At 60.6% G+C, this 9,668-nt stretch carries 7 protein-coding genes and 3 tRNA genes; 7 read left to right on the top strand and 3 right to left on the bottom strand.

Features of this window, described 5'->3' with window-relative positions; translation table 11 throughout:
* Positions 1-256: 256 nt before the first annotated feature.
* Positions 257-330: transfer RNA gene (locus QP982_RS09490), tRNA-Asp, on the bottom strand.
* A 14-nt stretch (positions 331-344) separates the two neighbouring features.
* Positions 345-420 (bottom strand) — tRNA-Glu (locus QP982_RS09485).
* 200 nt (positions 421-620) lie between these two features.
* Here QP982_RS09485 and QP982_RS09480 point away from each other — a divergent pair.
* Positions 621-1,151, top strand: coding sequence for an NUDIX hydrolase (locus QP982_RS09480; protein ID WP_070643090.1), 531 nt, complete (start codon positions 621-623; stop codon positions 1,149-1,151).
* A gap of 75 nt (positions 1,152-1,226) precedes the next feature.
* Here the strand turns inward: QP982_RS09480 and QP982_RS09475 are convergent.
* Positions 1,227-1,299 (bottom strand) — tRNA-Lys (locus QP982_RS09475).
* A 216-nt stretch (positions 1,300-1,515) separates the two neighbouring features.
* Between QP982_RS09475 and QP982_RS09470 the strand changes: the two genes are divergently transcribed.
* The 6 genes from QP982_RS09470 (at position 1,516) to phoU (ending at position 9,575) form a co-directional block, all read left to right on the top strand.
* A complete protein-coding gene (locus QP982_RS09470; protein WP_049190245.1) occupies positions 1,516-3,105 on the top strand; it encodes a cytochrome ubiquinol oxidase subunit I in 1,590 nt (529 codons plus the stop codon).
* Between the two features lie 19 nt (positions 3,106-3,124).
* Positions 3,125-4,141, top strand: coding sequence for a cytochrome d ubiquinol oxidase subunit II (cydB, locus tag QP982_RS09465; protein WP_070605374.1), 1,017 nt, complete (start codon positions 3,125-3,127; stop codon positions 4,139-4,141).
* Between the two features lie 29 nt (positions 4,142-4,170).
* Positions 4,171-5,721, top strand: coding sequence for an ABC transporter ATP-binding protein/permease (locus QP982_RS09460; RefSeq protein ID WP_284870464.1), 1,551 nt, complete (start codon positions 4,171-4,173; stop codon positions 5,719-5,721).
* Complete coding sequence (gene cydC / locus QP982_RS09455; protein ID WP_284870463.1) at positions 5,718-7,457, top strand: thiol reductant ABC exporter subunit CydC; 1,740 nt, start codon at positions 5,718-5,720, stop codon at positions 7,455-7,457. The genes QP982_RS09460 and cydC overlap by 4 nt, the downstream gene beginning before the upstream one ends.
* 132 nt (positions 7,458-7,589) lie before the next feature.
* Positions 7,590-8,747: a tRNA dihydrouridine synthase DusB gene (dusB, locus tag QP982_RS09450; RefSeq protein ID WP_049193809.1), complete on the top strand. Its 1,158-nt coding sequence runs from the start codon at positions 7,590-7,592 to the stop codon at positions 8,745-8,747.
* A 90-nt stretch (positions 8,748-8,837) separates the two neighbouring features.
* Entirely contained in the window at positions 8,838-9,575 is a 738-nt protein-coding gene (gene phoU / locus QP982_RS09445) for a phosphate signaling complex protein PhoU (protein ID WP_080969597.1), read from the top strand.
* Positions 9,576-9,668: the final 93 nt, after the last annotated feature.

Raw genomic sequence — 9,668 nt, 5'->3', positions numbered from 1 at the left:
TGTATTTCGTTCGGCGGGTTTGCTTCACTACTTCTCCTGGTCGAAAGTGGTGATGCATTCACCGCCTGAACCTACCGCCTGAAAGTGTCATAAACTCATACAGTTTCACATTTGCAGCCCGTAGTTTTTGGCTTCTCACCAGTCACCATCTTGAGAGTCAGACACACTTTTTGTCCATTACCCACGCCGACGCCCAGCGCACCACTAACCAAAAGCAAAAAACGCCAGCTCCAACCGGAACTGGCGTTTAGAATTGCGACCCTGACGGGACTTGAACCCGCGACCTCCGCCGTGACAGGGCGGCGCGCTAACCAACTGCGCCACAGGGCCATCATGATTTTTAGTGGTACTCCCAACGGGATTCGAACCCGTGTTGCCGCCGTGAAAGGGCGGAGTCCTAGGCCTCTAGACGATGGGAGCCCGACTTAACGCTGCAAAGAGTTGCCCACTCAGTGGCACACTCCGCGTACACCTGCAGTGTATGAACATTGCATTTGCGCGCGCTCTTGGCAACGTAAAGAACTATAGAGGATAAGTACCCTTTTCCCAAAATCCACGGTTGAACTGGAGTTTCTTACTATTTCCGCGGACGCTACTAGTACTCAGATAAGCTCGCAACTATGGCAATTCCGGATTTCATTGTTCAGCTCCGTGAAAAAGTGGGCCACGCTCCGCTCTGGCTCCCCGGTGTCACGGCTATCGTCATTCGCGATGTTCCGCCGAATGCACCGATGTACGCCTTGCCCGAGGTCTTGCTGGTTCGTCGCTCCGATAATGGTGAATGGACCCCAGTCACCGGAATTATCGACCCGGACGAGCAGCCTCACGACGCCGCCGTGCGAGAGGTAAAGGAAGAAACGGGACTCGATGTCACAGTTGAGGCCCTGCTTGGAACTGGCGCCGTTGGCCCTATCGAACACCTCAACGGCGATGTTTCCTCATATCTGGATATCTCCATGCGCTGCAGTGTTGTTGGCGACGACGTCCCCTATGTCGCTGATGATGAATCCACTGATGTCGGATGGTTCCAGATCTCACAGATGCCACCGATGAAGCCACGCTTCCGCTTGATAGTCGCCGATGCAGTGGCGCAGCTCAAGCACCCGGCGGGCTTCAAGCCACGGATGGGCTACCACAAGCGGGAGAAGTAGGTGCCACAGAGGGCAAATACAGGCAAGATACGACAAAACCCCAGGCTGTTGATGACCTGGGGTTTTGCGTGCTTGTGGGCCCTGCGGGGATCGAACCCGCGACCTGCGGATTAAAAGTCCGTAGCTCTACCAGCTGAGCTAAAGGCCCGCGCAACAAAATAGCCTAGCAATTACGCGCTTGTTTTTAATAATTGCCCTCCGGAGTTTTGCCCTGCCCGCGTCGATAAGTTCACGCCCCGGAACTTTTTACCCCTCCTGTCCGACTGAATTAATAAGCAGGAATACTGCGGACACTTGATGCAGGCTTCGACAAATCCGTCGGAGTACACGCATCGTTTATGTCTACTTTTTCAGTCGAGGAAACATGGATGTCGTCGATATATCTCGTTGGCAATTTGGCATAACCACCGTCTACCACTTCATTTTTGTCCCGCTGACAATTGGTCTAGCTCCGCTCGTCGCGCTCATGCAGACACTGTGGGCCACGACGAAAAATGACCTCTGGTACCGAGCGACACGATTTTTCGGCACCATCTTCATTATTAACTTCGCCATGGGCGTAGCCACGGGTATCGTCCAGGAATTCCAGTTCGGTATGAACTGGTCGGAGTACTCCCGCATGATCGGTGATGTCTTCGGCGGCCCGCTGGCTCTTGAAGGTCTCATCGCATTCTTCCTGGAATCCACTTTCCTGGGACTGTGGATTTTCGGCTGGGGGCGTATTCCCACCTGGATGCACACGCTCTCGATTTGGATTGTCGCTATTGCGGTGAATATCTCGGCGTATTTCATCATCGTCGCCAATTCGTTCATGCAGCATCCTGTAGGCGCGGTCTACAACCCGGAAACCGGCCGCGCAGAGCTTACAGACTTTGGCGCACTGTTGACCAACTCCACTGCCTTGGCAGCTTTCCCGCATGCCGTGGCCAGCTCTTTCCTTACCGCCGGCACGCTCGTTGTCGGCGTCAGTGGCTGGTGGCTGGTTCAGAGCCGCCGCGGTGGCCAGAGCAATACTGTTCACGAACGGACGTTTCACAAGTCCATGAAGGTCGGGCTCTGGACAACTGTGCTCAGCTCGCTGGCGGTGTTTATCACCGGCGATATCCAGGCCAAGCTTATGTTCGAGCAGCAGCCGATGAAGATGGCATCGGCCGAGTCCCTGTGCCACACGCAGACAGATCCAATGTTCTCGATTCTGACCGTCGGTACGCACAACAATTGCGACTCGGTGCTGCATCTCATCGAGGTGCCATGGGTGCTGCCATTCCTGGCCGAGGGCAAGTTCAGTGGCGTCACGCTCCAGGGCGTGCAGGACCTGCAAGAAAAAGCTGAGGCGGTCTTCGGCCCAGGCAATTACTCTCCGAATCTGTTCGTCACATACTGGTCTTTCCGCGCCATGATTGGGCTCATGGTCGGTTCTCTGGCTATCGCGTTTTTCGCTTGGCTATTTACTCGCAAGGGGCGCGTGCCGACGGGCAAGCGAGCCCGCATTTTCGCCGCTTGCAGTATCCTCGCGATTCCGTTCCCGTTCTTGGCCAGCAGCGCTGGCTGGATCTTTACGGAGATGGGCCGTCAGCCCTGGATTGTGCACCCGAACCCGGATCACGCGGGCGACCCGCGCACCGAGCTGATTCGCATGACCGTCGATATGGGTGTGTCCGACCACGCACCGGCCACGGTGATTATCACCCTGGTGGGCTTTACCCTGCTCTACCTGATTTTGGCAGTGGTGTGGTTCTGGTTGATTCGCCGCGCAGTTATTGCCGGACCTCCGACCGAATCCGCTGAGGCAATCAACGCCATCGGCAATGACCCCGAGCACGCTGGCCCATCGTCCCCAATCGCTACCGATCTGGGCGCGATCATCTCGTCTCCGGTTCGATTCAACAAGGTCCATGCCCAGTCCGCTGCCAGCCCCGACTCCGAAGTCTCCGCGACTGAGGACACAAAGTAGATAAGGATGTATCTCTGACATGTTCGGATTAGATCTTCCCGTTTTGTGGTTTATCCTGATCGCGTTCCTCTTCGCTGGCTACTTCCTGCTCGAGGGCTTTGACTTCGGCGTCGGAATGCTGCTGCCGTTCGTTGGCCGCGATGAACCGCGTCGTAAAGCGATGCTCGGAACTATCGGGCCGGTATGGGACGGCAACGAAGTGTGGCTAATTACCGCTGGCGGCGCGCTCTTCGCGGCATTTCCGGAATGGTATGCGTCCATGTTTTCCGGCTTCTACCTGCCGCTCTTCCTGATTCTGGTGGCGTTGATTGTCCGTATTGTCGGGCTGGAATGGCGCTTCAAAGTCAACGATGAGCGCTGGCGCGCCTGGTGCGACCGCGCAATCATCTTCGGCTCCTGGTTGCCGCCGATTCTGTGGGGCGTAGCGGTCGCGAACCTGGTGCGTGGTGTCCCGCTGAATGCCGACAAGAACTTGGACTCCGGCTTTAGTACCCTGCTCGGGTTGCTGAACCCGTACGCCCTGGTCGGCGGGATTGCGTTTGCGGCTGTGTTCGCTCTTCACGCAGTTACGTTCCTGCGGCTGAAGACCGCCGGCAAGCTACGCGACGAGGTCGGCAACGCCGCTCGAATTCCGGCACTGTCGGCGCTGATATTTGGCGGCGTGTTCCTCATCTGGACACAGCTGGGCTACGGAAAGACCTGGCTGTGGGCTGTTGTCGTCATCGCCGTCGCGGGGTTGGTCATTGCCATCTCCGCAACCGTAGGCAACCGCGATGGCATCGCTTTTTCCGCAACCGCCGTCACCGTGACTGCCGTCACCACCGTTGTCTTCGGCGCCATGTACCCGTACCTGATGCCGACGACGCTTGCCGACGGAGTCTCCCTCGATATCTGGAATTCCGCCTCTAACCCCTACACGCTGAAAATCATGACCTGGACCGCGCTGGTGATTACCCCACTGGTGATTGCCTACCAGGCGTGGACATACTGGGTATTCCGCAAGCGGTTGATGGCTGAACGTAAGGTCTCACAGTAGACCGTCCGTTGGAGGTTAGTTTCTAAAAAGTGGCACCTGTCGATCCGAAACTATTCAAGCTGTCGGCCCCAGCCTGGCGTTGGGTCATTTTCGCGGGCGCACTGACCGCCGCGAGCACAGGTGCCACAATCGCGTTGGGGCTGGCAATCGGCACTATTACGGCGCAGGTTCTGGGTGAGGCAACTCCTAATTGGACATTATTCGCGCTGATAGCCACGGCCGCTGTACTCGTTCGGGTGGCCTGCTCCTACGCGCTCGTGCGTTTCGGCCAATCTGCGGGTGCACGCGTGGCCACAGACCTGCGCAGCCGGGCACTGCGAGCCCTGGCTCTGCGCGATCCTCGCACTGTCGACACCGCGCACTGGCGCGCATTGCTTTCGGTCGGGCTCGATGGTGTGGCCGTCTACGTGGCGGAATTCCTCCCCGCACTGGTGGCCGCAGCGCTGGCTACCCCGATGGCACTGGTCGCAGTCGCATGGTTGGACCTCCCATCGGTTGCCATCGCGGTTGTCACGCTGCCACTCATTCCACTGTTCATGTGGCTGGTAGGTCGCCTCACTGAGGGCCGCACAGAACGCCGTCTGGCCGACATCGGCACGGTGCGTGGTCAGATTCTCGACCTGGTCATCGGCCTGCCAACGCTCAAAGCGCACAACATGGCCGACACCCCCAGCGAGGAAATCAAGCGCCTGTCGACCCGCCACCGGAAATCCACCATGGAGGTCCTGCGCATCGCTTTCCTATCCGCGTCGGTCCTGGAATTCCTCACCACCCTGTCAATCGCCCTCATCGCCGTCGGCATCGGTTTCCGACTTCTGGGAGGCCACATGACGCTGGCAACCGGCCTGGCAGTGCTCATCATCGCCCCAGAAATCTATGGCCCGGTGCGCCAGGTTGGCCAGAAATTCCACGCCGCCCAGGACGGTGTGGTCGCTGCCACCGAAGTCACGGAACTGTTAGACAAGGACGCTGGCCAGACTCCAAACTCCACAGACACCACCTCTGAAACTGTGGAAGAGGTGGCCGAAGGAACGTCGTCAAGCAGTGTCCCCAGCGCACCCACAGTCGTGTTCGAACGTCTTTCCGCGCCGGGGCGAGACGGCGTGCGGCCAAGTGAATTAAGCGCCATCGCGCGGCCGGGCACGGTGACGGTGCTGGCGGGGCCGAACGGCGTGGGCAAGACGACAGCGCTGCTTGCGGTCGCCGGCATCGTGCACGAGGGGTTGGAAGGCTCCGTAACTATTCGCGACGGCCAGCGCATTCTCCGTGACCAGGATCTGCTGCGGCGCATCGCGTGGCTGCCCCAGCGCCCAGTGTTGGACGCAGCGACGGTGGGAGACAATTCGCGGCGCTCGCTCGGGCAACGTCAGCGGGAGGCGCTTCGGCGCGAGCTTGCCGACGACACCCGCGACCTCGTCCTCCTCGATGAACCGACAGCTCACCTGGATGCCGACAGTGCGCAGTCCGTGATTAGGCTCCTGCACGCACGTGCCCGGCGCGGAGCCACAGTGATTGCCACCAGCCATAATCCGCTGTTGATTGCGGCCGCCGACGGCGTGGTGGAGGTGCAGTCGCGATGACTACTCTGCAAGCGCTTCGTCGCCTGGTGAAACCCCGCGACCTGGTGTGGCCGGTGTTGGCGGGCACCATCACGCTGCTGTCCGCGCTGAGTCTGACCGTGGTGTCGGCGTGGCTGATTACGCGTTCTTGGCAGATGCCACCGCTGATGGACATCACCTTGGCGGTGACGTCTGTGCGCGCGCTGGGTATTTCGCGAGCTGCGTTTCGATACCTCGACCGGTTGGTCTCCCACGATGTGGCGTTGCGCACCGCCGAGCGCTCGCGCGTGAAGCTATGGGAGCATTTCGTGGCCGACCGTACGCTGGCGCTGCGTGAGCGTTCCGATATTGTCACAGCGCTCGGGGCGAATATTGACGCACTTGCCGATGCCGTCGTGCGTTCAATAGTGCCCGCGTTGGTGGCGCTGATGACCTCCCTCATCGCCGTCATCTTTGTGGCTCTACTCTCGCCTGCCGCTGCGGTTCTCCTGGCGGTGGGACTGCTTCTGGCCGGCGGTGTTGCTCCTTACCTGACGTATCGCGCCACTGCGCGCTCAAGTCAGCGTCGCGCGGCCGCGCTTCAGTCGCATGCCGCTGCCGTCGAAGCGCTGCTTTCCGACGCCGCCGGCCTGCGTATCCACGGCCAGTTGGATGAGGCAGTCTCTGCCGCGTCATCCTCCAGCAAAACGGTTGCGGCCATCGATGACGCCGCAGGTCGAGCAAATGCCCGCGCCTCCGCACTGAGCACCGCGGCTAGCGTGTTGACCGCTGTCCTGACCGTGGTCGTAGCGTCATGGTTGGTGACGGATTCGGCCGGGGGCGCTGGCGGCGGTTTGCTGCACTCCCCCGAGTGGCTGACAGTTCTGGTTCTGGTGCCGCTAGCTGCTTTTGAAGCGGTTGGTCCGCTGCCAGCTGCTGCGCAAACACTGGCGCAATCGAGGGAAGCCTTGCTGACGCTCGCGTCAAGTGCGAGCGAATCAGAGGAAGCGGATGCCATGCGCTCGTCCCCAGCCCCCACAGCGCCAATCCACACGTCCACGCTCCCTCAGAACCACCTGGCAGTTCGGCCAACTCTGCAGGTTCAAGACTTGATCGTGGGCTACCCCGACGACAACAGCTCGAATACTGCGGAAGGGCCCGCTGCCCAGCCAGCTCAACTGCCGATGCAAAACTTCGAGGTCACCTTTGGCGACTACCGGGAGATCACGGCGCCGTCGGGAAGCGGAAAGACCACGCTGCTGAAAACAATCGCCGGACTAATCCCGCCGGTTGCGGGCACGGTGACTATCACTGACGGGGACGGACGCGAGCTGTGGCGCAGTGCGGCAAGTGCCGGCGAGCCCCACGAAAACACGGAGCAGTGCGACTTGGTGCGTTTTATCGCCGAGGATGAGCACATCTTCGCCACGACGGTGCGGGACAACATCTCTATTGGTAACCCGCAGGTCAGCGACGATGACATTTACTCCGTGCTGGACGCCGTGGGCCTGCGCGATTGGGTCGATGCCGCACCCGACGGCCTGGACACGATTCTGGACAGCGGCGCGGACAGTCTCTCGGGTGGTCAGCGGCGCAGGCTCATTCTCACCCGTGCGCTTGTCAGCACAGCGCCAATCCTGCTTCTCGACGAACCCACCGAACACCTCGACGAAGAGTCGAACCACATCCTGGAAATTCTCCGCAATACCACCGACCTGCCCGGTGGGAGGGGTCGCCGAACGGTGATCGTCGTCAGGCATCCGCGGACGCAGCGCTAACCGGGGCGATCCGATCTGCCAGATAAAACAGATTCGAAAACGGCAGTTCAGCGTGACACAATACTGTACGTGTTAGATACCTCCACGAGTCCACTCAGTGCCGCCACACCCGCCGATGCCACGTCCTCGCACATGCACATCGGCCCCTTTGAGCTCGCCTCCCCCGTGGTACTCGCGCCGATGGCCGGTATCACCAACGTGGCATTCCGAACGCTGTGCCGCGAGCAGGAGCTGCAGCGTACAGGCACGGTCTCGGGCCTCTATGTCTGCGAGATGGTCACCGCGCGAGCACTGGTCGAGCGCAACGAGAAGACCATGCACATGACCACCTTCGCACCTGACGAAAACCCGCGCAGCCTGCAGCTCTACACCACTGATCCGAAGTGGACCTACGAGGCCGCGAAGATGATCGTCGACGAAAACCTCGCCGACCACATCGACATGAACTTCGGCTGCCCAGTACCGAAGGTCACCCGCAAGGGCGGCGGCTCGGCGCTGCCATATAAGCGTCGCCTCTTCGGCAACATCGTCGCCGCAGCGGTCAAGGCCACGGAGGGCACGGACATCCCGGTGACCGTGAAGTTCCGCGTCGGCATCGATGACGAGCACCACACGCACCTCGACGCCGGCCGCATCGCCGCTGAGATGGGCGCCCAGGCTGTGGCTCTGCACGCCCGCACTGCAGCGCAGCGCTACTCCGGCCACGCTGACTGGTCGCAGATCGCGCGGCTGAAGGAGCACATGGTCGACTCCGGCTTCAGCGATATCCCGGTGCTTGGCAACGGCGACATCTTTGCCTCCACCGATGCCCGCAAAATGCTCGACGAGACCGGCTGCGACGGTGTCGTCGTCGGTCGCGGCTGCCTTGGCCGCCCGTGGCTGTTCGCGCAGTTGTCCGCCGAGCTGCGTGGCGAAGAAGTGCCGCCGGCACCAACATTTGGTGAGGTCGCGGGGATTATCCGTCGTCACGCGGAACTGCTCGTGGAGCACGAGGGCGAGCGTAAGGGCTGCCGCGACCTGCGCAAGCACATTGCCTGGTACCTGCGGGGATACCCTGCCGGCAGTGAGGTGCGGAAGTCTCTTGCGCGCGTCGATTCGCTGGCAACGCTCGACGAGATTCTCGCACCGCTTTACGACGGCCCCAGCGCCCACGCCCGCCCGGAGGACGCCGACGGCGCCCGCGGCCGACAGGGGTCCCCTGCAAAGGTGGTATTGCCGGAGGGCTGGCTGGACGACCCGGAGGACGACACCGTGCCCGAGGGCGCGGAGATTATGCACTCCGGTGGCTAAGCTTCGGTTCTGAGCGAGTGTTTACATAACTTTACGAGGGGTAATTGGGGGCTCCCCACTAACGCGCGACGTTGTTGAGGATTGCCTACTATGGAACGCATGCGCACTGTCTACCGAGAACAAATGGACAACTTGGCCCACAGCCTGATTGTGATGTGTGACCGAGTTGGCTCCATGCACAAGCTTGCGAACAAGGCCCTCTTCGAGGCTGATTTGGTCTCGGCTGAAACAGTTCTTTCCCAGATTGATTCTCTCGAGGACCTGCGCCAGGATGCGGAGCAGCGAGCCTTCGAGCTGTTGGCCCGCGAAGCTCCTGTGGCTGGTGATCTCCGACAGATTGTCAGTGGCCTCTACATTGTCGAGGACATCTCCCGCATGGGCGCGTTGAGTGTGCATATTGCCAACGTTGCCCGGCGTCGCCACCCGAACAAGGCACTGCCGGAGCCCGTGGAGGGGTTCTTCCGCGAGATGGCCTCCGTATCTGAGCAGATGACGCATGAAACCCGTCAGGTGCTCATCGACTACGACGTTGACCAGGCATTGGCCTTGGATAAGACCGATGACAGCATCGATGACATTCACCAGCACCTGTTTACGCTGACCAACGACGATAATTGGCCGCACTCCCCTGCGCAGACAGTGGATGTCACTCTGCTGAGCCGCTTCTACGAGCGTTACGCGGATCACGCTGTCGAGGTTGCCGCCCGGATTATTTACCTGGCCACCGGTTACAAGCGCGATGTCTACCTGGACAAGCTCGAGGATGAGCGCGACCAGCGCAGCTTTAACCAACGCCTGCAGGCCTTGGAGCGTCACCTGCGGATGTAGGTTCGTGAAGCTGCAGGCTGTTGGGGGGGGCTGTTGGGCTGCTCGGCGGGCTGGGTGTTGGGCTGAGCTGTAGGGATGTCGGGGTGGCTGCTG

This window comes from Corynebacterium sp. MSK019, from assembly GCF_030232425.1.
Lineage (GTDB): Bacteria > Actinomycetota > Actinomycetes > Mycobacteriales > Mycobacteriaceae > Corynebacterium > Corynebacterium jeikeium_D.
The sequence above is the reverse complement of the archived record's forward strand: the minus strand, read 5'-3'. Positions and strand labels throughout refer to the sequence as shown.